Genomic DNA, 23690 nt, shown 5'->3' with positions numbered 1-23690 from the left:
CCAGCCGCGGTGTCCCTGCGGGAGGGGGGACCTGGGGCGCTCAGGAGGACGGTCGTGGGGGCGTCGCGCTACGCCTTCGGCACAACGCCGCCGGTCTCCGCCTTGACGAAGGCCTTCACGGCCGTCGTCGCGGTCCGCTCCACCAGGTCGACGCCCTTGCGGTACGTGGGCTGTCCGTCGGACAGCACCGCGACGAGCAGGGTACGTCCGCCGTAGTCGACGCGCCCGATGCTGTTGATGTCCCACAGGCCCGTCTCGCTCCGTGACAGCCAGCCGTTCTTCAGCGGCGGCTCGGCGGCGGCCCTCTTGCCGTCGGCGGCGGATATCCCCCAGCGCTGGTCCGCCTTCACCGTGCTCATCAGTGACCGCAGGTAGTCGCGTGAGTGCGTGTTCAGCGGGGAGCGGGCATCACCGAGAACGGCCTCCAGGAGCACCGTCTGGTCGGCCGCGGTCGTGCGGGTCAGGCCCCAGTGGCCGTCCTTGTCGCCGTGGGTGGCCTCCAGGCCGAGGCGCTTGTTGGCGGCGTCGAGGCCGGCCGTCCCGCCGATGGTCTTCCACAGCGCGTTCGTCGCGTCGTTGTCGCTGTTGCGGATCATGGCCGCGGCCAGCTTCCGCTGCTTCGCGGTGAGCGGCGTTCCGCCGTCCTGGGCGTCGAGCAGCAGGGTCGCGAGGATGTCGACCTTGACGATGCTCGCGGTGTCGTAGGCGCCGGTGCCCGCGCCGTAGACAGCCGCGTGCCGGCCGTCGAGATCCTTGACGGCGACGGTGTAACGGCCGTCACCCTTGGGCAGCGCGTCCAGCGCCGCGCGCACGGCGCCGTCGACTCCGGCCGACGCCGAGGCGACGGCGTGGGCCGGACGGTCGGCCGCCGACGCCTCGGACGCCGGACGGTCGGGCGTCCGGTTCGCGGCGAAGGCCGCGCCCGACGCCGTCACGGCGAGGGCGAGCGCGGCGGCGGCCAACTGCGACAGTCTCGGAATTCGAAGCACAAATCGGACATTAGGCAATAGAGGGCCGCTGAGGCAACGTGCGTATCGTCACAGGGACGGCGCTGCCCGGCCCGGCGAACCACCGGGCCGGGCAGCCTTCACTCGCCTTCTCAGCAGGTCAGATCGCGGCCCGGCGCGGTGCGCAGCACGCGTGTGAACTGCTTGTAGAGCTCGACCCGGTGTTCCATCTGCGCGGGATTGCCGCCGTTGCACTCGGCGGATCCGTTCAGACTCCAGATCGTCTGCCCGAAGCCCTTCTTGTTCACCATCGCGTCGTGCCCGGTCATCGTGCCCGGTCCGGACTGGGTGTTCCAGTACCAGAGGGCCGTCATCCAGGCCACGGCCGGATCGGTCTCGACCAGCCACGGATTGTTGAGCAGGTCGAGACCGAGCGCGTCGCCCGCCGCCTTGTAGTTGAAGTTCCAGCTCAGCATGATCGCGCCGCGCCCGTAGTAGGCGTCCCGCCCGGCCGGGCAGCCGTAGGGCTGGGTGTCGTCGCAGAAGATCGGGTACATGTCGGGGTTCTGCGACACCACGTAGAACAGCCCGCCGGTCTCATGGCTGATGTTGGCGAGGAAGGCCGCCGCCTCCTGCTTGCGGGTCGTGCGACTGCCGGTCTTCGCGAAGCCGGGGTACGCCTCGGTGGCCTCGATGAGGCCGTCGTACGTGAAGAACGGGTCCCGGTCCGGGAACATCCGCTCGAACTGGGCCTCGCTGACGACGAATCGCGGCTTGTGGTGCGCGCCGCGCGCCTCACCCGTCGCACCAAGGCCCCCCTCGCTCCGGGAGGGCTGTGCGGCGGCCGGCAGCGCGGCGACGAGCAGACCGCAGACCAGCAGCAGGGCGGCCATGACGGCCGTGGTGCCTCTTCTCAACACTGGGGCTTCACTCCTGAACGATGTGTGGGGGACAGGCGTTCATGTGTCCGGCGCTCGTCCACAACTGCCGCACGGGGCAGGCCGGTTACGCGGACGTCGCCGCGCAGAGGCTACGTCCGGGGACCCCTCCCTGGAAAGGTCCATACCAATTCTTTAGGCGAACGGAGACCGCTCACTTCCCGCCGCGAGCCCGCCCCCTGATCCAACCCGATCGATGCACGGCATCCGACCCTGTGGGCTGATCCACCGGGGATTACGGGACAGCCCTTAAGCTCGGCCAATGGCCAAGTATTTCGACGTACACCCCGAGAACCCCCAGCGGCGCACCATCACCAGCGTGGCCGAGAGCATCCGGTCCGGCGCTCTCATCGCGTACCCGACGGACTCCTGCTACGCGTTGGGCTGCCAGTTGGGCAGTCGGGACGGCATCAGCCGGATCCGGTCCATCCGGAATCTCGACGACCGTCACCACTTCACGCTGGTCTGCCAGAACTTCGCGCAGCTCGGCCAGTTGGTGCAGATCGACAACGACGTGTTCCGCGCGATCAAGGCGGCGACGCCCGGCAGTTACACCTTCATCCTGCCGGCGACCAGGGAGGTGCCGCGTCAGCTGCTGCACCCGAAGAAGAAGACGGTCGGTGTCCGTATCCCGGACCATGTCGTCGCCCAGGCCCTGCTCGCGGAGCTCGGGGAGCCGCTGCTCTCCAGCACGCTGCTGCTGCCCGACGACGGTGAGCCGATGACCCAGGGCTGGGAGATCAAGGAGCGGCTCGACCATGTGCTGGACGTCGTGGTCGACTCGGGCGACTGCGGCACGGAGCCGACCACCGTCATCGACTTCTCCGAGGGTGAGCCGGAGATCGTACGCAGGGGGGCGGGCGACCCCGCGCGGTTCGAGTAGGCGAAGGGCACGGTCAGGGACCGGGGCGGGCCGGGGCGGGGCGCCTCTCGCGTCGCCGACCCCGGCCCACGCCTTTACGCTGGTCTGAGGCTGTCCGGACCGTGCTCCCGACCGCGCTTTCGACCGTCCGGGCGGAGGAAGGAAGTCCCGCCATGGCGATCATCTCGCGCGGGTTCCACGGCCGAAGGCCGGATCCCGGCCGGAAACTGCCGCCCGGACAGTACGAGGTCCACGACTTTCCCGTCCTGTCCGCGGGGCCCACTCCACACGTGACGCACGACGAGTGGGAGTTCACCCTCACCACGGAGACGGGCGCCCGGCACACCTGGGACTGGGCACAGCTGATGGCGATGCCCGCCGAGACGCCGACGGTCGACCTGCACTGCGTGACGAAGTGGTCGAAGTTCGGGACGCACTGGGAGGGGGTCTCGCTCGACAGCCTGATGGAGGACGTCGAGACGGCCGCCGACTTCGCTCTCGTCCACTCCTACGGCGGGTACTCGACCAACCTCCCGCTGGAGGACCTGCTCGACGGCAAGGCGTGGATCGCCCACCGCTACGACGGTGAGGAGCTGGCCCCGGAACACGGCGGCCCGGCGCGGCTGCTTGTACCGCACCTGTATCTGTGGAAGTCCGCGAAGTGGGTGCGCGGGATCGAGCTGCTGCTCGACGACGAGCCGGGGTTCTGGGAGGGCCTGGGCTACCACTCGTACGGAGACCCGTGGCGCGAGCAGCGCTATCAGGGGGACTAGGGAGTCTTCTTGTCGATCAGGCCGGACCAGGGAGTGCCCGCTCCGGTAGCGGCTGATGTCTCGCTGGCGCGTGCGACCGACGACAACGCGGCGAGCGCGCGTAGCAGGGACCGCGAGCCCGGCAGGATCGGCAAGACAACCCCCAGGGCCTGGCTTTCGGATCAGGCCGGATCAGAGAGCGAGGTCTGGTGCCGTGCATCGCAAGGCGAAGGAAGGAGCCGACGCGGAGCGTCGGCGACTGACGACAACGCGGAGAGGTGCGGCACCAGGGACCACGAGCCCGGCAGGATCCGAGAGCCAGGTTCTGAGGGCGCGCGCACCGCTGCGCTGGCTGGTGGCCGAACTGGTTGACCGGCGGGCGGAGTCGCGGACGGCCCAGACGCTGGTGTTCGACGTGCCCGGCTGGCCGGAGCATCTGGCGGGCCAGCACGTCGACGTACGGCTGACGGCGGAGGACGGGTACAGCACGCAGCGCAGTTACTCGGTGGCGTCCGCACCCGACGGCGACCGCGTGGAGCTGACGATCCAGCGCGTGGAGGACGGTGAGGTGTCGCCGTATCTGATGGACGTTCTGGAGCGCGGCGAACAGGTGGAGCTGCGCGGTCCGATCGGCGGCTGGTTCGTCTGGCGGCCGGAGCGGGCCGAACCGGTGCTGCTCGTGGGTGGCGGCTCGGGGGTGGTACCGCTGATGTCGATGGTGCGGACGCGTGGCGCGCTGGGCGGGAGCGCGCCGTTCCGTCTGCTCTACTCCGTGCGCGAGCCGGACGATCAGCTCTATGTGCCCGAACTGCTCCGCGGGGAACCCGGCCTCGACACGGAGTATCTCTACACGCGCGCCGCGCCGCCCGAACACCCGAGGCCGGTGGGCCGGTTGAGGGCCGAGGATCTGGTCCGCGGGGGCTGGCCGGCCGATCAGCGGCCCATCTGTTACGTGTGCGGGCCGACGGGCTTCGTCGAGAACGCGGCGACACTGCTGACCGGCCTCGGACACGACCCCGGCCGGATCAGGACCGAACGCTTCGGCCCCAGTGGAGGATGACATGGACGCCAACCTGACGCGCGACGATGCCTACAGCGACGGCAACATGCTGGGCGGCCCGCTCTCCGAGATCTTCGCGGTCGATCTGACCGGCGCCGTGGGCCGCTGCGCCGGGTGCGGCCTCCAGGGGCCGGTGGCCCAACTGCGCGTCTACGACCGGGCACCGGGTCTGGTGGCCCGGTGCCCGCGGTGCGAACAGGTGGTGCTCCGGCTGGTCCGGGGGAAGGACACCGCGTGGCTGGACCTCCACGGCGCCTCCGCACTGACGATCCCCCTCGCCCCGGCGCCCTGACCCTCGGACGAGGACTGACGGGCCGTCAGGAGCCCACCCGGCGTTTGTTCCAGACGTCGAACCCGACGGCGGCCAGCAGCACCAGGCCCTTGATGACCTGCTGGTAGTCGGTACCGATGCCGACCAGGGACATCCCGTTGTTGAGGACACCGAGGACGAGTCCGCCGATGATCGCGCCGAACACCGTGCCGACGCCACCACTCATCGACGCCCCGCCGATGAACGCCGCCGCGATGGCCTCCAGTTCGAAGTTGACGCCCGCCTGCGGGACACCCGCGTTGAGGCGCGCCGCGTAGACGATCCCGGCGAGCGCGGCCAGTACGCCCATGTTGACGAAGACCAGGAACGTGACACGCCGGTCCTTCACACCGGAGAGTTTCGCCGCCGCGCGGTTGCCGCCGAGCGCGTACACATGGCGGCCGACGACCGCGTTGCGCATGACATAGCCGAAGCCGATGAGCAGCGCGGCGAGCAGCAGCAGGACGACGGGGACACCCCGGTAGCTGGCGAGCGTCATGGTGAAGGCGAGGACCGCCGCGGCGAGGGCCACGCATTTGGTGAGGAAGAGGTTGCGGGGCAGGACCTCCAGTTCGTACTCCTTCTGGCGGCGGCGGTCCCGCACTTCCTGGAGCAGTGCGAACGCGAGCAGCGCGAGCCCCAACAGCAGTGTCAGATTGTGGTAGTTGGTGGCCGGTCCGATCTCCGGGAGATAGCCGGTGGAGATCTTCTGGAAGCCCTCGGGGAACGGGCCGAGCGAGCGTGAGCCGAGGAAGATCTGTGTGCCGCCGCGGAAGAGCAGCATCCCCGCGAGGGTGACGATGAACGAGGGGATGCCGACGTACGCGATCCAGAAGCCCTGCCAGGCCCCCGCCACCGCGCCGATGGCGAGGCCGAGTACGAGCGCGAGCACCCACGGGATGTCGTGCTCGACCATCATCACCGCGCACGCGGCGGAGACGAACGCGGCCAGGGAGCCGACGGAGAGGTCGATGTGGCCCGCGATGATGACGATCATCATGCCGATGCCCAGCACCAGGATGTAGCTGTTCTGGAGGACCAGGTTGGTGACGTTGTTGGGCTTGAGGAGTACGCCGTCGGTCCATATCTGGAACAGCACGACGATCAGCGCGAGCGCGATGAGCATGCCGTACTGCCGCATGTTGCGCCGCGCCGCGTCCATCAGCAGATCGCGGGTCGCGGAGGAGCGCGGGCGGTCGGGCGGCGGTGGGCCGCCCTGGGGCTTGTCGCCCGGGGATTTCGAGAGGTCGGTGGTGACCGGACCCATGTCGTCTACCTCGTGTTCCTGGTCATGTGGCGCATCAGGACTTCCTGCGTCGCCTCCGCGCGTGGGATCTCACCGGTGAGCCGGCCGGCCGCCATCGTGTAGACGCGGTCGCACATCCCGAGCAACTCCGGGAGTTCGGAGGAGATGAAGACGACGGCCTTGCCCTGGGCTGCGAGCCGGTCGATGACGGTGTAGATCTCGTACTTGGCACCGACGTCGATCCCGCGGGTCGGCTCGTCGAGCAGGAGCACATCGGGTCCGGCGAAGATCCATTTGCTGAGGACGACCTTCTGCTGGTTGCCGCCGGAGAGCCGGCCGGTCTGTTCGAAGACGGTCGGGGCCTTGATATTCATGCTGGTGCGGTAGGACTCGGCGACGCGGGTCTCCTCGTGCTCGTCGACGATGCCGCGCCGTGCGACCTTCGGCAGCGCGCTGAGGGTGATGTTGCGGCCGATGGTGTCGATGAGGTTGAGGCCGTACTGCTTACGGTCCTCGGTGACGTACGCGATGCCCTGTGCCACGGCTTCGGGCACGGTCCTCGTACGGATCTCCCGGCCGTCCTTGAAGACGGTCCCGCTGATGTTGCGGCCGTAGGAGCGCCCGAAGACGCTCATGGCGAGTTCGGTGCGGCCCGCGCCCATCAGGCCGGCGATACCGACGATCTCGCCCCGGCGGACATGGATCGAGACGTTGTCGACCACCTTGCGCTGCTGGTCGATCGGGTGGTGCACGGTCCAGTCGCGGATCTCCAGCGCGGGCCGCGCCTCGGGGTCCCCGTCGTGCGGTGTGCGTTCGGGGAAGCGGTGGTCGAGGTCGCGGCCGACCATGCCGCGGATGATGCGGTCCTCGGTGGTCGACTCGGCCCTGACGTCGAGGGTTTCGATGGTGCGGCCGTCACGGAGGATGGTGACGGAGTCCGCGACCTCGGCGATCTCGTTGAGCTTGTGCGAGATGATGATGGAGGTGATGCCCTGGGCCTGCAACTCTCTTATCAGGAGCAGGAGTTGGGCGCTGTCCGTGTCGTTGAGCGCGGCGGTCGGCTCGTCGAGGATGAGCAGCTTCACCTCTTTGGCGAGGGCCTTCGCGATCTCCACCAACTGCTGCTTGCCCACACCGATGTCGGCGACCCTGGTCTGTGGGTGCTCGGTGAGTCCGACCCTCTTGAGGAGCGCCGCGGCGTGTTTCAGTGTCTCGTTCCAGCTGATGATCCCGTGACTCGCGTGCTCGTTGCCGAGAAAGATGTTCTCGGCGATCGACAAGTACGGGACGAGCGCCAACTCCTGATGGATGATCACGATGCCGCGCGCCTCGCTGGCGCCGATGTCCTTGAAGGCGCAGGGTGAGCCCTGGAAGAGGATCTCTCCGTCGTAACTGCCGTGCGGATGAACGCCGCTGAGGACCTTCATCAGCGTGGACTTGCCCGCTCCGTTCTCCCCGCAGATGGCGTGCACCTCCCCCGGGGCCACGGTGAGCGTGACGTCGGAGAGCGCCTTGACCCCGGGGAAGGTCTTGACGATGGAGCGCATCTCCAGGACGGGTGGGGTCACTTCAGGTCACTCGCCTTGAGGTAGCCGGAGTCGACCAGAACGGACCGGTAGTTGGCCTTGTCGACGCTGACCGGGTCCAGCAGATAGGCGGGGACGACCTTCTTCTCGTTGTCGTACGACTTCTCGTCGTTGACCTCGGGCTTCTTGTCGTTGAGCACGGCGTCGGCCATCTGCGCGGCCTGCTTGGCCAGCGTTCGGAAGTCCTTGAAGACGGTCTGCGTCTGCTGCCCGGCGACGATGGACTTGACCGAGGCGACCTCCGCGTCCTGCCCGGTGACGATCGGGTACGGCTTGGCGGACGTGCCGTAGCCGTCGGACTTCAGGGCGGACAGGATGCCGATGGAGATTCCGTCGTAGGGCGAGAGCACCGCGTCGACGTCCTCGGAGCCGTACGACTTGGTGAGCAGGTCGTCCATGCGCCGCTGCGCGGTCCCGCCGTCCCAGCGGAGTGTCGTGATCTGGTCGAGCTGTGTCTGGCCGCTCCGCACGACGAGTTGCTTCTTGTCGATGTACGGCTTGAGGGTCTTCCAGGCGCCCTGGAAGAAGTAGCGGGTGTTGTTGTCGTCCGGTGAGCCGGCGAACAGCTCGATGTTGAACGGGCCCTGGTCGTCGCCGCCGTCCTTCAGACCGAGCTTGTCGACGAGGTACGTCGCCTGGAGGACACCGACCTTCTCGTTGTCGAACGAGGCGTAGTAGTCGACGTTCTCGGTGCCGAGGATGAGCCGGTCGTAGGAGATGACCTTGATGCCCTGGTCGGCGGCCTGGCCAAGGACGTCGCCCAGCGCCCGGCCGTCGATGGAGGCGATGACGAGGACGTCGACCCCCTTCGTGATCATGTTCTCGATCTGGGAGACCTGCTGGTCGACGTCGTCCTCGCCGTACTGGAGGTCGGTCTTGTAGCCGAGCTTCTCGAACTCGGCGACCATGTTGCGGCCGTCGGCGATCCATCGTTCCGACGATTTGGTCGGCATCGCGATCCCGACGGTGGAGCCCTTGCCGCCTTTCTTCTCCTCCTTGCTCCCGCCGTCGCTGCTCTGGCCGCAGGCGGTCAGTGCGAGGGCGAGCGATGCGACGACGGCGGTGAGTGCGGCGCGGCTGGTGCGCATGGTCATCAGTCCTTGTCCTTAGGAGAGCGGGAAACGGTTGAGGGGTCCGGGGAGACGGGAGCCGAGCGGTGACATGCCGCCGTCGGCGCCGTGCCGGGCGAGCAGGTCGAGCACGAGCCGGCCGCGCCGTACGCGTTCGCGGGCGGTGGCCAGGGTGAGTTCGCGCAGATGGGCGCCGTACGGGTAGATGCCGGGCGCCTTGGAGAGGCCGAACTTGAGGTAAAGGGGCGCGCCGCGGCGGATCAGTTCGGCGGTCTCGTACATCCGGACGTAGCCGCCGAGGTCGTCGGGTGCCTCGATGTAGAGGTCCAGCGGGGCCCGGCTGGCGCCGCGGATCTCGGTGAAGTGGGCGAGCGCGAGATCGGAGGGGATGTTGAGGGAGTCGGCGCCCAGTCGTTCGTAGACCGCGTACGAGGCGGGGTTGACCGGCCCGATGAGCGCCGACACCTTGAGGGTCGTGTCGGCGGGCAGGTCGCCTCGCGCCCGCAGCCGGTGCAGCGACCAGAGCACCCCCTCGTCGGCGACGAGCAGGCATTTGACGCCCAGCTCGGCCGCGCGCAGGGCGTCTTCGACACAGCCGGCGACGGCGTCCCGGCCACGGGCACGCAGACCGGCGCCACCGGAGTCGGTGCGGGTGGCCGCGCCGGTGTCCCAGGTGCCGCGTGGGCCGGTGAACAGACACAGTTCGATGTCGCGGTCCGCGCAGGCGCCGACCATCTCGGTGATCTCGTCGTCGGTGAGCATCCAGACGCCGCTGCCCTGACTGATCCGGTGGACGGGCACGTCGAGGCGGGCGGATTCCTTGAGGACCTCGGTGAGGGCTTCGGGGCCTTCGACGGAGGGGATCTCGGTGCGCCAGGTGCCGCCGTCGGGGAAGGTGTGCGGCGACGTGTCCGCGGGGTGGTCTTCGGGTGCGGCCAGGCCGAGGGCGGCGAGGGCCCGCTCACCGGGGCGGCGGCGGGTGCCGGGGGCTGGTATGTCGGTCAACGGACATGTCCTTCGGTCGCTGCCTGTGGTGCTCGGCGGTGCTTGCGTTCAGGGGAGTTGACGCGTGTCGAGGTCTGTTCGATATTCCGAACTACGTTCGGTTCGCGCGGCGGGAGGCGGTCGTGGAACGCCCCACCGGGCCGGTCAGGGGCGCAGCAGCACCTTCCCCGTGCCGGGGTCGCCGCCGCCGACGAGTTCGACGGCCTCGGCGTACCGCTCCAGCGGGAACTCGTGGGTGATGAGCGGCCCGGGGTCGAGCAGGCCCGCCGTGAAAGCGCGTACGGCGAAGGACCAGGCGGCCGACGGGGCGCCGAAGACGCTGCGAACGGTCAGCTGGCTCAGTGAGAGGTGGACGGGGTCGATCCCGGTCGCGCCGGCAGTGAACATGCCGGTGAGTACGACCCGGCCGCCACGCCGTGCCAGCAGGCAGGACGAGGCAGCGGTGGTGGGCGCGCCCGCCGTCTCGACGACGAGGTCGTAATGGCCCGGGCGGCCGTCGGCCTCCTTTGGCGTGAGTACGTCGTGTGCGCCGAACGTGGACGCGAGGGCGGCGCGTCGGGCGCGCGGTTCGATCACCGTCAGCTCGCGGGGGCCGTACGCGGCGAGGAACTGGACCGCGAGCAGTCCGAGCGTTCCGGCGCCCACGACGGCGATCCGCTCGCCGGGCTCCGGGGCGCCGGCCCGTACGGCTCCGGCGACCACGGCGGCCGGCTCCAGGAGGGCGGCGGCCCGCAGATCTGCGTCGTCGGCCAGGGGGTGCAACAGGCGGCCGGGTACGACGACATGGTCGGCGAACGCACCCGGCCGGGTGAAGCCCGTCTCGTCGTAGCCACCGGTGCACAGCGATGTGTCGCCGGCGCGGCACCGTTCGCAGACGCCGCAGGTACGGAAGCCCTCCGCGACGGTGCGCCTGCCGACGAGCGCCGGATCGACTCCCCCGCCGACGGCCTCGACGGTGCCGGACCATTCGTGGCCGGGGGTGACCGGGTAGCGGACGTAACCGGGGTCGCGGCGGCCGTGGTACACCTCGCGGTCGCTCAGACAGATCCCGGCGGCCGCGACCCTCACCAGCGCCTCCCCTGCTCCGGGGACGGGCGGCTCGCCCTCGACGAGCCGGTGGACGCCCGGTCGGTCGACGACGACGGCCCGGCTCATCGGGACGCCTTGGGGTCGCGCTTCTCCCAGCCCTCGGCCCAGAGGTCGAACCGGGCCTGCTGCTGCGGGAATTCGGCGGCCGCGTCGGCGTCGAACTCCACACCGAGTCCCGGCGCGTGCGAGATTTCGAAGCAGCCGGTCTCCGGGTCGACCTCGGGCGCACCCGTGACGATCTTCTTGATCTCCGCGTCGGCGAAGTCGTTGAAGTGCTCAAGGATCTTGAAGTTGGGCGTACAGGCGGCCAGTTGGAGACTGGCGGCGGTCAGCACGGACCCGCCGACGTTGTGCGGGGCCACCAGCACGTAGTGCGTCTCGGCGGTGGCGGCGAGCTTGCGCGTCTCCAGGATGCCGCCGAGGTGGCCGACGTCCGGCTGGATGATGTCGGCGGCCTGCGAGGCGAACAGCTCCCGGAACTCGATGCGGTCGTGGATGCGTTCGCCGGTCGCGACGGGGATGTCCACCTTCCCGGCGACCTTGCTCAGTGCCTGAAGATTCTCCGGCGGTACGGGCTCCTCCAGCCACGCCGGATCGTACGGCGCGAGTTCGCGCGCCAGCCGCACCGCGGTCGCGGGGCTGAACCGTCCGTGCATCTCCAGCATCAGCTCGGTGTCGGGGCCGATGGCGTCCCGCACGGCCTCGATCAGCGACACCGCGTAGCGGGTGCCGGCCGGGTCCAGCTCGAAGTGGCCGGTGCCGAACGGGTCGATCTTCAGGGCGCGGTAGCCGCGGGCCACGACCGCTTCGGCGGCCTGGTGGTACGCCTCCGGGGTGCGTTCGGTGGTGTACCAGCCGTTCGCGTACGCCTTGACGCGGTCGGTGACCTTTCCGCCGAGCAGCTGCCACACCGGGACGCCGAGCGCCTTGCCCTTGATGTCCCAACAGGCCATCTCCACCACGGCGATGCCCGACATGACGATCTCGCCGGCTCGCCCGTAGTCGCCGTACTTCATCCGGCGGACCAGGTCCTCGACCGCGAACGGGTCGGATCCCGCGATGTGATTGGTCTCGGCCTCGCGCAAGTACCCCACGAGCGCGTCGGTCCTGCCGAGCATCCGCGTCTCGCCGACGCCGGTCAGCCCCTCGTCGGTGTGGACCAGGACGTAGGTGAGATTGCGCCAGGGTGTGCCGACGACATGGGTGCTGATTCCCGTGATGCGCACTGCGCTACCCCTAGAGGTTGTTCGATATTTCGTCATGCGTTCGAAATGCTGGCGTGACCGTAAACAGCTGGACGGGGGGTGTCAATGGGGCGTGCAGCCGTTAGCCTTTGTTCGTCATTCCGATCAATGGCCGGAATATCGAACCTAAGGGTGGGGCGGACATGGGACGGCTGGTCCCCGCGGTGACGCGGGCGTTCGACATTCTCGAACTGTTCCTGGAGGGTGACGGGAAGCTCTCCGCGCCCGATGTCATCCGGCGGCTGGGGCTGCCGCGCACCACCGTGCACGAACTGCTCACCACCCTCGCCGCCCGCTCGTATCTGGAGGCGATCCCGGAGCAGCCCGGCCGCTACCGCCTCGGCGTACGCGCCTATCAGCTCGGCAGCCGGTACGCGGAGCAGCTCGACCTCGCGGCCGAAGGCCGGCAGATCGCCACGGACATCGCGGAGACCTGCGACGAGACCGTGCATGTCGCGATCCTCGAAGACCTCGACGTCATCTACATCGCGAAGGTGGACTCCACCCACACGGTCCGGATGGTGTCCGCCGCGGGCCGCCGGCTGCCCGCGCACTGCACGTCGGTCGGCAAGATGCTGCTGGCCTCACTCCCGGAGCCGGAGCTCGACGCCCGGCTCACCGGCGCGGAGCTCACCGCCATGACCGCCAACAGCATCACCGACCCGGCCGCGCTGCGGACGGCGCTCGCCGGCATCAGACGGCGCGGTATCGCGGTGGAGCACCGGGAGTCCAACTCGGACGTGAGCTGTGTGGCCGCTCCGGTCCGCGACCGGCGGGGACAGGTCGTGGCCGCGCTCTCGATCTCCGTCCCGATGATCCGCTGGACCGAGACGCGCGAGGAGGAGCTGGCCCAACTGGCCGCGAAGGGCGCGGAGGCGCTGTCGGTACGGCTGGGACACCGGCCGGCGAGCTAGGGTCCGTCGTTTGGATCTTGCCGGGCGGGGAGGCCGGGGTGTGGGCGGTGGGGTGGCCCGCGGGCCGCTCCCGAGGACTTTCCACTCGTGCGTGACAAAGTATGGACGCTCCCGACAGAAGTCTCTAGTCTTTCGCTCGACGTCGACCGGCGGCGTACATGACAGGTCATCGGTCGAGCCGTTGAACCGACAGAACGCCATGTCCGAATCCGCATCCGCATCCGTTGCCAGACCTCCGTATCCGGTTCGAAGGGCTTGCCCGCGGTGAACTCCGCCCAGGGGCGTGGGTGTTCTTTCCTCCCGGTGCGCGAAGTGCCAGGAGGAAGAATGGATCAAAGACCGGGCCGCCGCCTGCGCAGATGTCTGCTCAGTCTGCTCGCCGTCTCGTTCCTCGCCACCGGCCTCATGACAACGCCGGCCACCGCCGCCGACCCCGTCGCGGCCGATCCCGTCACCCGTGAAGTGCCGCCGCAGGAACCGGGGGTCACCCTGCGCGTGTTCGACGTGCAGGTGCCGCTGGACAAGATCTGCGTTCTGAAACCCGGACAGACCCCGAACGTGGACAAGTTGATGCCCACGATCGACTGGTCGTCCACCGATGACTTCGGCGGGATCGGCGACAACTTCGTGTCGCAGGCCATCGGCAACATCGACGTCCCGCAGAACGGTTCGTACGCCTTCCGGCTGACCAGCGACGACGGCTCGCGGCTGCTGATCGACGACCAGGTCGTCATCGACCACGACGGTCTGCACGGCGCCGAACCGAAGGACGGCACGGTCACGCTGACGGCCGGTTACCACTCCCTGCGCATCGAGCACTTCGACCGCACCGGCGGTCAGAACGTCACCCTCGCCTGGCAGCCGCCGGGCGCGTCCGGCTTCGCCGTCGTACCCAACTCCGTTCTCAGCACGGACGCCGATGTCGTACGTGTGACAGCGCCGGGCCGCAAGGAGTGCGAGGGCGTCAGGGACTCCCCCGGCGACGGTCTGCCCCTCAACGGGGTGCACCCCGGATACACCCTGACCGACCTCCGGCCGAGCGGGTTCGAGCCGCAGGTCACCGCCATGGACTGGCTGCCCGACGGACGCCTCGCCGTCACCACGTGGGGCGGCACGGACAACGAGACGGGTGAGGTCTACCTCCTCAGCGATGTCACGGGCGACACCGGGCCGGAGAAGGTGAAGGCGAAGAAGGTCGCCGAGGGCCTCAAGGAGCCGCAGGGCATCAAGTACGTCGACGGCTCCCTGTACGTGTCGCAGAAGGACGAGCTGACGGAGCTCCAGGACACGAACGGCGACGATGTCACCGACACCTACCGGAAGGTCGCGACCTGGCCGTTCGGCGGGAACTTCCACGAGTTCGCGTTCGGGCTGCTCTACCAGGACGGCTTCTTCTATCTGAACCTGTCGGTCGCGATCAACCAGGGCGGCGCGACCACGGATCCGCAGCCCGCGCGGAACCGCGGCTCCACCATCAAGGTGAACAAGGAGACCGGCGAGGTCAGTTACGTGGCCGGTGGCCTGCGGACCCCCAACGGCATCGGCTGGGGCCCCGAGGGCGACATCTTCGTGACCGACAACCAGGGCGGCTGGCTGCCCTCGTCGAAGCTGGTCCACATCAAGCAGGACCGCTTCTTCAACCACTACACCAACCCGGCCGGGCCGTTCGACGCCAAGCCGGTCACCAAGCCCGTGCTGTGGCTGCCGCAGAACGAGATCGCCAACTCCCCCAGTACCCCTCTGCTGTTGAAGGAGGGACCGTTCGCCGGGCAGATGATCTTCGGTGATGTCACCTACGGCGGCCTTCAGCGCGGCTACCTGGAGAAGGTCAAGGGCGAGTACCAGGGCGCCGTCTTCCGGATGACCCAGGGACTCGAAGCCGGGGTCAACCGGATCAGCATGGGCCCGGACGGCGCGATCTACGCCGGCGGTCTCGGCGCCGGCGGCAACTGGGGCCAGGAGGGCAAACTCTCCTACGGCCTCCAGAAGCTGACGCCGAACGGCGAAGAGGCCTTCGACATCCTGGCGATGCGGGCGAAGCCGGGCGGCTTCGAGCTGGAGTACACCAAGCCGCTCTCGGCCGAGACGGTCGCGGAACTGGTCGACCGCTACGAGGTCAAGCAGTGGTACTACACCGCGACACCGGACTACGGCGGTCCGAAGATCGACGAGGAGACGCTGAAGGTCCGGTCGGCCACGGTGTCCGCCGACGGCAAGAAGGTCACCCTCGCGATCGACGGCCTCAAGTCCAACCGTGTGGTGCACATACGCTCGCCGCGGCCGTTCAGCGCCGAGGGCGGCGAGACGCTGTGGAGCACCGAAGCCTGGTACACCCTCAACTCGCTGATGGGGGACGAGGCACCGAAGACGCTGTACGAGGCGGAGGAGGCCTCGCTGACCGGCGGCGCGCGGGTCGACACCGAGCACGCGGGACACTCGGGCGGCGGCTTCGTCGACAGCTACGGGACGCAGGGCGCCACCACCACGTTCGACGTGACGACGACCAAGGCGGGCAAGTACGACGTCGGGCTGCGGTACGCCAACGGCCCGAACCCGTTCGTCGGCGACAAGACCGTGAGTGTCTACGTCAACGGCCGCAGGATGAAACAGGTGACGCTGCCCAGCACCGGCAAGTGGGACGGCTGGTCGACGGTGACCGAGTCGCTGCCGCTGAGCCGCGGTGCCAACACCATCGCGTACCGGTACGACGAGGGCGACACCGGCCATGTCAATCTCGACCTGATCACCGTCCATCCCAAGGACAGCCGCATCACGCTGTTCGACGGGAAGGACCGGTCGCAGTGGCAGCACATCGACGGCAGTGACGTCCGCTGGCCGTCGGCCGACGAGGAAGCGATGGAGGTCTGCTGCGGCGACATCCGCACCAAGCAGGCGTTCAAGGACTTCAAGCTGCATGTCGAGTTCCGGGTGCCGCAGCTGCCACCGGACGTGACCGGCCAGGACCGCGGGAACAGCGGTGTCTATCTCCAGGAGCGGTACGAGGTGCAGATCCTGGACTCGTTCGGTGTCGAGAAGCTCGCGAACAACGAGGCGGCGGCGATCTACACCAAGAAGGCGGCGGACCACAACGCCTCGACCGCGCCGGAGACCTGGCAGACGTACGAGATCACGTTCCGTGCCGCCCGCTTCGGCGCCGACGGGAAGAAGACGGAGGACGCCCGCGTCTCCGTGGTGTGGAACGGCGAACTCGTCCACGACGACGTGGCGATCGACGGTCCGACGGGTAACGGCGCACCGGAGACCACCGCCAATGGAGCCGTCCGGCTCCAGGACCACGGCAACAAGGTGCGGTACCGCAACATCTGGATCGAGCCCACGGCGTAGTCGGCCCGACGGTCTCCAGGCCCTCTCCCCCCGGCCGGTCACGGTCGGAGGGAGAGGGCTTTTCCGGCCCTTTCGTCAGGTCGCTACTGCGCGTAGACGCTCAGGCCGGACAACTGACCCGCCGGCCAGCCGGTGTTGCCGGAGATCTGTATCCGTACGTACCGGGCCGACGCCGCCGACGCGAGGGTGACCGTCGCCGTGTTCCCGCTCGCCGGGTCGAAGACCCGGGCGGCCGGCGCGCTCAGCGTCGTGAAGCTCGTCCCGTTCGTCGAGCCGAGGACGGACAGCGTCTGGGTACGGGCGCCCCAGGCGGGGTTCGGCGGCAGCGACAGCACGAGCCGTCGTACCGGAAGCGCGGAGCCGAGATCGATCTGGATCCACTGCGGGAAGGCGTTGTTGGCGCTCTCCCAGTAGCTGTTGGCGTTGCCGTCGACCGCGTTGCCCGGCCCGTAGCTCTGCGTCTGACTGCTCGCGCTCGCCGCCCTGCTCAGGGCGAGGTCGCCCGTCGGCGGGTTGGGCCCGCCCCCGCCGACCACCGGCGGTGTCGGACGGGTCGGCGTCAGGGCCAGTTCACCCTTGAGCATCCGGCCCCCGTCGCCGGTGAGCCGGAGGTAGTAGTCCGCCGAGCAGGCCGTGCCGTCCTCGTCCAGCGCCCGGATGCCGGAACCCGCCGGGACCTGGGCGGAGGTCTCGGCGGTCTTGGCGATCTGGTTGCCCTCGTTGTACTCGTCGAACATGGAGATGTAGATGCCCTGCACGCCGATCCGGCACATGTTGTAGAACTGCCGCCACATGAAGTCGCCGTGCGCGCGGTGGCCCGACTGGAGGTCGCCGGGCAGGACGCACGGCTGGTAGTCGATCCCGTTGGCGTCGCAGTGCGCCTGGTCCGGTGTGTTGACGTTGGCGTAGAAGTTGTCGGCTCCCGCGATGTCCCCGATCCGGCCGACCATCCACGGCGAGATCATGTCGAAGGCGAGGTACACGTCCATGTAGCCGGGCCGTGAGTCCTCGATGCCCCTGCGCCAGTGCGTGGGCACGCCGCCCATCACATAACACCCCTGCGCCTTGAACCAGTTGACGACGTCCAGACAGACGGCCGCCGACCAGGTCTTGTTGGGCTCGTTGAAGCCGAACCCCCAGATGCCGACGACCGGTTTGCCGTTCTGCCGTGCGTAGGCGGGCGACTCGGTGTTCGCCTTCATCTTGGCGAGCCAGTCCGCCTTCATCTCCGGCTGCATGTTCGTCCAGGCGGTGGCGTCGTACATGATGTAGTACTTGCGCCCGTACCTCTCCGCGGCGCTCCGTACCTTCACCGCCATGTCGTCGCGGGTCGCGCCCTCGCCGCCGTTGGGGTTGAACCGCTGAAGGGCCGCGGTGTCGATGCCGTTCTGCTGCATCCACGAGAAGTGCGTGTCGACGGTCTGCTGGTCGTACGAGGAGAACAGCGAGGCCGGCTGCCCGTTGCCGAGCGCCGGGTAGGCCGTCCGGTAGGTGTGGGTGTAGTCGCGTACATCGGGCCAGCTCACGATCGCGGTGTTGCTCGGGGACGGCGACTGGCCCCAGTTCTGCGACCAGTGCCACCAGCCGTTGATCGGCGCGCCGTCGCCCGAGCAGGCGAACCAGCCCTGGTAGCCGACGGTGATCTTGCCGACGACGTCTCCGGGTGGGGAGGCGGCCGCCTGTGCGGTACCGGTCTGGGCGGCCAGGCCTGCCGCCGCTCCGGCGCCGGCTATCGCGGACGCGATGACGGTGCGTCTGGAAAGTGCCACGGGGTTCCTCGCAATCGGCTCTGCGTGTGGAGGTGCGGGGAAGAGCGGCATGCGGCGGCATGCGGAGTACGCGGTACGCGACGGCGCCGTACACGTCCCGGCGCACGGTGCGGCCCCCCCACAACGTAGGGACCCGACAGTCCACGGGCAAGACAGAGGACTGGAAATTATTGACCGAACCGCGTCATGATCCGAAGACTGAAGCGAAATAACCGCCGCCCGGGGTGGCTCGGCGGAACAGGCCCGTCACCTCGGCGCACGCCGTCGGCGTGATTCCTCCAACGCCGCCCGGTGACTGCGCAGCTGACGGTGCGACAGGACAACGAGAACCGGGAACGCGAGCACGCCGATCGTGCTGGTCCACAGCGTCTCCTCGCCCGGATGTCCGGCCCACAGGGCGGCGGCCAGGTGCGCGGCGGCCAGGACGGCCATGCCCGCGTACACCCATCGCACCCAGGTCAGCATTCCGGCCTGTTCCTCGGTCAGCGGATAGCGGCTCGTCCCGGACTCCGGAATGGTGGTGGCCATACGCCGCGTCTACCCCCGAAGTACCCCGCCAGCCGTCGTACCGGATGACGGACGCCTCGGCCGAACCGGCGCCGGACGAGCCGGCGGCCGGACAACGGGAAGAAAAAAGCGGTGCGGTCGCCGCACCTCTCTCAGTACACTCGCCACGAACTCGCGCGCCGCACGCACTTCGTCGCGGCGCGCGCTCCGTGACCAGTGAGGGGAGACCGGCCGTGCGCTACCGCACCGCTGTTGTCGTTCCCCCGGCACGGTACGAGGTGATCCTGGTGTCTCGCGGCGCCCGGCGCCGGCTGCGCGGCCGGTCCCGGATGTCCGTGACGAACGCCTGATTCTCCGTCAGTCCCAGTCAACTCGCCGTTTGGGCAACCTCGTTGGGCATGGGCCCGAGGAGAGCTGCCGCGCCGGGTCGCTCCGGCGGGATGCTTCGTCCGGCAATCGCGTCGCCCCTCTCCCTGGATCACCCGAAAGGCCATGGGCCGTGCGTACCGACCTGCACCGTCAACACACCAGCGCGCTCACCAACCCGCTCACCGCCGTCCGGAACCTGGGCATTCTCGCCCACGTGGACGCCGGCAAGACCACTGTCACCGAGCGGATCCTCTACCTCACCGGCACCACCCACAAGCGTGGCGAGGTCCATGACGGCACCACCGTCACGGACTTCGACTCGCAGGAGCGCGACCGTGGCATCACCATCTTCGCCGCGGCCGTGACCTGCTCCTGGGACGGTCACCGGATCAACCTCATCGACACGCCGGGCCACGTCGACTTCGCCGACGAGGTGGAGCGTTCGCTGCGCGTGCTCGACGGCGCCGTCGCGGTGTTCGACGCGGTCGCGGGGGTCGAGCCGCAGAGCGAGTCGGTGTGGCGGCAGGCTGACCGGTACGGCGTGCCCCGGATCGCGTTCGTCAACAAGCTGGACCGCGCCGGGGCCGACCTCGACGCGGCCGTCGAGTCGATCCGCCGGCGGCTCCATCCGGCGCCGCTGGTGGTGCAGTTGCCGATCGGTTCGGAGGACGGCTTCACCGGTGTGGTGGACCTGCTCCGGATGCGCGCCCGGATCTGGTCCGGCGGCGGCACCGACTCCTACGAGGAGGGCCCCGTGCCCGACTCCCTGGTGGCGGAGGCGCTCCGGCGCCGCCGGTTGCTGGAGGAGGCGGTCGCGGAACTGCATCCGCTCGCGCTGGACGAGTTCTGCGCGGAGTCGACGCTCTCCGCGCCGACGCTGGCCGCCGCGCTGCGGGACCTGACCCGTACCGGCGAGGGTGTCGTGGTGCTGTGCGGTTCGGCGTACCGCAACCGCGGGATCGAGCCGCTGCTTGAGGCGGTCGTCGCCTATCTGCCGTCGCCGCTGGACGTACCGGCGGTGCGCGGCACGGTGGGCGACGAGGAGCAGGAGCGGGCCGCCGATCCGGCGGGGCCGTTCGCGGCGCTGGTGTTCAAGGTCAACTCGACCTCCACCGGCCGCCTGACGTATCTGCGGGTCTATTCGGGGACGGTCGGAAAGGGAGAGGCGGTGCTGGACGTGGGTACGCGGCGTACCGAGCGGATCAGCCGGATCCTGCGGGTCCAGGCCGACCGTCACGAGGAGGTGGACCGGGCTGTCGCCGGGGACATCGTCGCCGTGATCGGGGTGAAGGCCGCCCGTGCGGGTGCCACCCTGTGCGTGCCGTCGGCTCCGCTGGTCCTCGAACCGCCGACCGTCGCCGATCCGGTGGTCTCCGTGGCTGTCGAGGCGCGCAGGCGCACCGACGTCGACCGGCTGGTGACGGCGCTGGCGCGACTGGTCGAGGAGGATCCCTCGCTGGGCGTGCGTACCGATTCCGAGACCGGTCAGACGGTGCTTTCGGGGATGGGTGAGCTGCATCTGGAGGTGGCGGTGGAGAAGATCCGCCGCGCCCACGGGCTGGACGTCGGAGTCGGCCGGCCGCAGGTGGCGTACCGGGAGACGGTCGGGCGCGGGGTGTCGGGGCTGGTGTACCGGCACGTCAAGCAGGACGGCGGCGCCGGTCAGTTCGCGCATGTCGTCCTCGACACCGAGCCGTTGGAGGCGGCGGCCTCGGACGACCGGGGCGGCTTCGAGTTCCGGTCGACCGTGGTCGGCGGACGCGTGCCGCAGGAGTACGTCCGGGCGGTCGAGGCCGGCTGCCGGGACGCGCTCGCCGAGGGTCCGCTCGGCGGTCACCCGGTGACCGGGGTGCGGGTCACCCTGACCGACGGGGCGACCCATTCGAAGGACTCGTCGGAGATGGCGTTCCGTACGGCCGGTCGGCTCGCGCTCCGTGAGGCACTGCGGGCCGGCACGATGGTGCTGCTGGAACCGGTGGTCGAGGTCACCGTGACCGTCCCCGACGACGCCGTCGGCGGAGTGCTCGGCGACCTGGCGGCCCGGCGCGGCCGGGTGTCGGGCTCGACGGCGCGGGCGGGTACGGCCGTGGTCACCGCGACGGTGCCGCTGGCCGAACTGTTCGGCTACGCGACACGGTTGCGCAGCCGTACGCAGGGCCGTGGCACTTTCACGGCCCGCCCGACCGGCTATGCCCCGGCCCCGGGCGCGCCGTCCGCGACGGCCGCGCCCCGGTAGCGCCTGACAGCGGTGGCCCCGCCCGTACGCGGGCGGGGCCATCCTGCCCCGGGAAGACCCGGGGACGCGGTACGAGGCCGGGTACCCTCCCGCGCCTGTCCGGGCTCATGTCGCCAGCAGGGACTCCAGCAGTTGGTTCATGCCCGGCTCCGGAGCCGGGGAGCCGTTGATCGTGATCGTGGCGGTGTGGGGACCGCCGCCGGACCAGGACGGGCGGCGCAGCAGCAGTTCGGGGCGGGCCGCCGCCACCGTCAGCAGCGGTACGGGACCCGCCGTACCGGCCAGGTTCTCCACCAGGTCCAGCAGCCGGGTACCGGCGAGATGGAGGTCGTCCATGACGATCACGAGAGGCCGCTCGCGGGCGACCTGGCCGAGGAACTGCCGCCAGTCCTGCTCCACTTCGCGCCGCCCGTTCCCACGGGGTCCCGAACCGGGCTGCGCGAGAAGGGAGTTGAGGCGGATGTGCAGGCGCCTGGCGCCCTCCCGGCTCCTCGCGAGGCTCTGGACGACGTGGTACAGCTTGTCGTCCACGGTCGGGGGGGAGTCTCCCTCCCGTAATCCGCAGTAGGTGGCGACGATCTCCCTCCGCAGGGCGTGGGGCCCGTCCGGCACGGACGGCGGGGTGTGCCAGTAGAGGAAGTGCCCGGCGTCCGAGGACCCGCCGCCGCTCGCCCGGCGACGGAACTCGGCCAGCACCTGGGACCGGCAGCCGTCCGACTCGCCCAGCACGGTGATGAGATGGGGCAGCTCGCAGCGCCGGGTCCGCTCCAGGATGCCGCGCATCAGGTCGAGTTCGCTCTCGTGCTCGGTGACCGGCCCCGGGCGCGCGGCCGTCGCGGGGTCGGAGCGCGCGGGGCGGGCGGTGTCCTCGGCGGCCCAGCGGGAGGGGGTGCCGGCGATCCGGCGGTAGCCGATCTCGGAGACGGTGGCCCGGTGGGTGTTGTCGCAGACCTGGACGGCGCCGAGAGGGACCAGTGCGAGCAGGGAGTGACACACGTCCAGCAGAGCCCCGTTGACCGACAGCGGCGTGGTGCTGTCGTCGGAGCGGTGGCGTACGAGGGCGTCACCGGTGGCGACGGCGGCGCGCACGGCGAGTCCGCGCAGCGCCGGCCGCGTGCGGTCGCCCTGCCCCGCCGCTCCGGTGGGGCAGGGCGGGCCGGCCGGGGCGGCCGCGGGGACGAGGGAGTCGCGTATCGCGACGGCGGCACGCACCGCGCGGCTCGCGCTGTCGCGCCCGCCGTCCTGTTCGTCGTCGCGCGCCTCGAAGAGTCCGAGGCAGACCGATCCGATCGAGGCGGCAACCACTCCCCCGTGCTGCTCGATCTTCTCGCGGGTCATGGCCGCGACGCCTTCGAGGACGTCGTCGACGCGCTCGGCGGGCACGGTGCTGAACTCGTTGCCCAGCCGTCCGCGTACCAACAGGACGCTGACGTTGCGGCGTTCGGTCGGCGACCCCTGATCACCTCGCGCGGGCTCGCGTCGGGCCGGAACCGGAGACCCCGGGGTGTCGGCCGGCGCGGAGGCGGACGCCGGGACGGATGTCGCCGCCGCCCGGTGCGGAACACCCGGCAGCGGCGCGGGCACATGCAACGCGGGGTCATGGGTGAGGATCGCCTCCTGAAGCAGGCGCAGTTCGCGCCCCGGCTCCAGGCCCAGCCCCTCGACCAGCGCGGTACGCACCCGGGAGTAGACGCCCAGGGCGTCCGCCTGCCGCCCGCAGTAGTAGAGCGCGCGCATCAACTGCCCGCAGGCACGCTCACGCAGCGGTTCGGCCTCGACCATCGACTCGACGGCGCTGAGGACGGACAGATGGCGCCCGCAGGCGAGTTCCGCCTCGAAGTAGTCCTCCATCACGTCCAGTCGGGCGCTCTGGAGGGAGTTCAGCTCCGGCCACATCGCCCCGGTCTCGGCGACATCGGCGAGCGCGGGTCCGCGCCACAGGGCCAGGGCCTTGCGGAGCGAAGCGGCGGACAGCGCGGGATCTCCGGCCGCGAGCGCGTTCCGGCCGTCCTTCACCCAGCGGTCGTACAGATACAGGTCGACATGGTCGGGCTCGACACGGATCTGATAGCCCGGCGCCCGGGTCAACAGCATTGCCGGGGAACGGGGATGGCTGTCCGCCGCCAGTGCGCGGCGCAGCCCCCACACCGCGTTCTGCAGGATCTTCCGTGAGGTCGCCGGAGCCTCGCCGACACTCCACATGGCTCCGAGCAACCGACTGATCGGCACGATCTGGTTGGCGTGAAGCAGCAAGTAGCCGAGAGCCGCTCGCTGCTTCACGCCCACCAGTTCGACGGTCCGTTCACCGGCCGTGACTTCCAACGGCCCCAGAACACTGAAACGCATCGTGGCCCCCCAGCCCTGCCTGTCGCCATCGACCAATGGCCTCGAACAATACAAACCGTCCAGCCGTTTTGTCAAAGGGCGGGAACTGGAGATCC

The 23690-nt window shown here is 69.7% G+C and carries 18 protein-coding genes; 7 read left to right on the top strand and 11 right to left on the bottom strand.

Translation table 11 applies throughout. The annotated features are described in order from the left end of the window. Positions 1–68: 68 nt before the first annotated feature. Both IEY79_RS04005 and IEY79_RS04000 read right to left on the bottom strand, forming a co-directional pair. A complete protein-coding gene (locus tag IEY79_RS04005) occupies positions 69–989 on the bottom strand; it encodes a serine hydrolase (RefSeq protein ID WP_229700610.1) in 921 nt (306 codons plus the stop codon). 110 nt (positions 990–1099) lie between these two features. After that, on the bottom strand, positions 1100–1840 hold the full coding sequence (locus IEY79_RS04000; protein ID WP_189106040.1) for a chitinase: 741 nt from the start codon (positions 1838–1840) through the stop codon (positions 1100–1102). Between the two features lie 307 nt (positions 1841–2147). Here IEY79_RS04000 and IEY79_RS03995 point away from each other — a divergent pair, with 307 nt between their 5' ends. From IEY79_RS03995 to IEY79_RS03980, 4 genes are all read left to right on the top strand, one after another. Next, positions 2148–2768, top strand: a complete 621-nt coding sequence (locus IEY79_RS03995) for an L-threonylcarbamoyladenylate synthase (protein ID WP_189105857.1) — start codon at positions 2148–2150, stop codon at positions 2766–2768. A 152-nt stretch (positions 2769–2920) separates the two neighbouring features. After that, a complete protein-coding gene (locus IEY79_RS03990) occupies positions 2921–3520 on the top strand; it encodes a sulfite oxidase-like oxidoreductase (protein WP_189105856.1) in 600 nt (199 codons plus the stop codon). 343 nt (positions 3521–3863) lie between these two features. Further along, positions 3864–4559 carry a ferredoxin reductase gene (locus tag IEY79_RS03985; protein ID WP_189106039.1) on the top strand — a complete coding sequence of 232 codons (696 nt, stop codon included), beginning with the start codon at positions 3864–3866 and terminating at the stop codon, positions 4557–4559. Between the two features lies 1 nt (position 4560). Further along, the gene (locus IEY79_RS03980; RefSeq protein ID WP_189105855.1) at positions 4561–4851 is read left to right on the top strand and encodes a DUF6510 family protein; all 291 of its coding nucleotides are present in this window, start codon (positions 4561–4563) and stop codon (positions 4849–4851) included. 25 nt (positions 4852–4876) lie between these two features. Here IEY79_RS03980 and mmsB read toward each other — a convergent pair whose 3' ends face one another. From mmsB to IEY79_RS03950, 6 genes are all read right to left on the bottom strand, one after another. Next, positions 4877–6136 (bottom strand): multiple monosaccharide ABC transporter permease, encoded by a 1260-nt coding sequence (gene mmsB / locus IEY79_RS03975; protein ID WP_308426644.1) that lies wholly within the window; start codon positions 6134–6136, stop codon positions 4877–4879. A gap of 5 nt (positions 6137–6141) precedes the next feature. Then, complete coding sequence (gene mmsA / locus IEY79_RS03970) at positions 6142–7683, bottom strand: multiple monosaccharide ABC transporter ATP-binding protein (RefSeq protein WP_189105854.1); 1542 nt, start codon at positions 7681–7683, stop codon at positions 6142–6144. Next, positions 7680–8789, bottom strand: a complete 1110-nt coding sequence (gene chvE / locus IEY79_RS03965) for a multiple monosaccharide ABC transporter substrate-binding protein (protein WP_189106037.1) — start codon at positions 8787–8789, stop codon at positions 7680–7682. The genes mmsA and chvE overlap by 4 nt, the downstream gene beginning before the upstream one ends. Positions 8790–8807: 18 nt before the next feature. After that, entirely contained in the window at positions 8808–9776 is a 969-nt protein-coding gene (locus IEY79_RS03960; RefSeq protein WP_189105853.1) for a hypothetical protein, read from the bottom strand. Between the two features lie 144 nt (positions 9777–9920). Next, on the bottom strand, positions 9921–10931 hold the full coding sequence (locus IEY79_RS03955) for a zinc-dependent alcohol dehydrogenase (RefSeq protein WP_189105852.1): 1011 nt from the start codon (positions 10929–10931) through the stop codon (positions 9921–9923). Next, positions 10928–12091, bottom strand: a complete 1164-nt coding sequence (locus IEY79_RS03950; protein ID WP_189105851.1) for a mandelate racemase/muconate lactonizing enzyme family protein — start codon at positions 12089–12091, stop codon at positions 10928–10930. Before IEY79_RS03950 ends, IEY79_RS03955 begins: the two co-directional genes overlap by 4 nt. Before the next feature lie 161 nt (positions 12092–12252). Between IEY79_RS03950 and IEY79_RS03945 the strand changes: the two genes are divergently transcribed. Both IEY79_RS03945 and IEY79_RS03940 read left to right on the top strand, forming a co-directional pair. After that, positions 12253–13023, top strand: coding sequence for an IclR family transcriptional regulator (locus IEY79_RS03945; RefSeq protein WP_189105850.1), 771 nt, complete (start codon positions 12253–12255; stop codon positions 13021–13023). Positions 13024–13350: 327 nt separating this feature from the next. Continuing rightward, positions 13351–16368 carry a 3-keto-alpha-glucoside-1,2-lyase-like domain-containing protein gene (locus tag IEY79_RS03940; protein ID WP_189105849.1) on the top strand — a complete coding sequence of 1006 codons (3018 nt, stop codon included), beginning with the start codon at positions 13351–13353 and terminating at the stop codon, positions 16366–16368. 83 nt (positions 16369–16451) lie between these two features. Here IEY79_RS03940 and IEY79_RS03935 read toward each other — a convergent pair whose 3' ends face one another. Both IEY79_RS03935 and IEY79_RS03930 read right to left on the bottom strand, forming a co-directional pair. Beyond that, positions 16452–18137, bottom strand: a complete 1686-nt coding sequence (locus IEY79_RS03935; protein ID WP_229700609.1) for a glycoside hydrolase family 99 protein — start codon at positions 18135–18137, stop codon at positions 16452–16454. Between the two features lie 246 nt (positions 18138–18383). Then, positions 18384–18665, bottom strand: coding sequence for a hypothetical protein (locus IEY79_RS03930; RefSeq protein WP_189105847.1), 282 nt, complete (start codon positions 18663–18665; stop codon positions 18384–18386). Between the two features lie 478 nt (positions 18666–19143). Here IEY79_RS03930 and fusA point away from each other — a divergent pair, with 478 nt between their 5' ends. Beyond that, positions 19144–21249, top strand: a complete 2106-nt coding sequence (fusA, locus tag IEY79_RS03925) for an elongation factor G (RefSeq protein WP_229700608.1) — start codon at positions 19144–19146, stop codon at positions 21247–21249. A gap of 105 nt (positions 21250–21354) precedes the next feature. Here the strand turns inward: fusA and IEY79_RS03920 are convergent, their stop codons facing one another. Continuing rightward, positions 21355–23595, bottom strand: coding sequence for an ATP-binding protein (locus tag IEY79_RS03920; protein ID WP_229700607.1), 2241 nt, complete (start codon positions 23593–23595; stop codon positions 21355–21357). Positions 23596–23690 lie beyond the last annotated feature (95 nt).

The sequence above is a fragment of the Streptomyces camponoticapitis genome (assembly GCF_014646115.1).
Lineage (GTDB): Bacteria > Actinomycetota > Actinomycetes > Streptomycetales > Streptomycetaceae > Streptomyces > Streptomyces camponoticapitis.
Note: the sequence above shows the minus strand (reverse complement) of the source record. Positions and strands in the feature narration are given on the sequence as shown.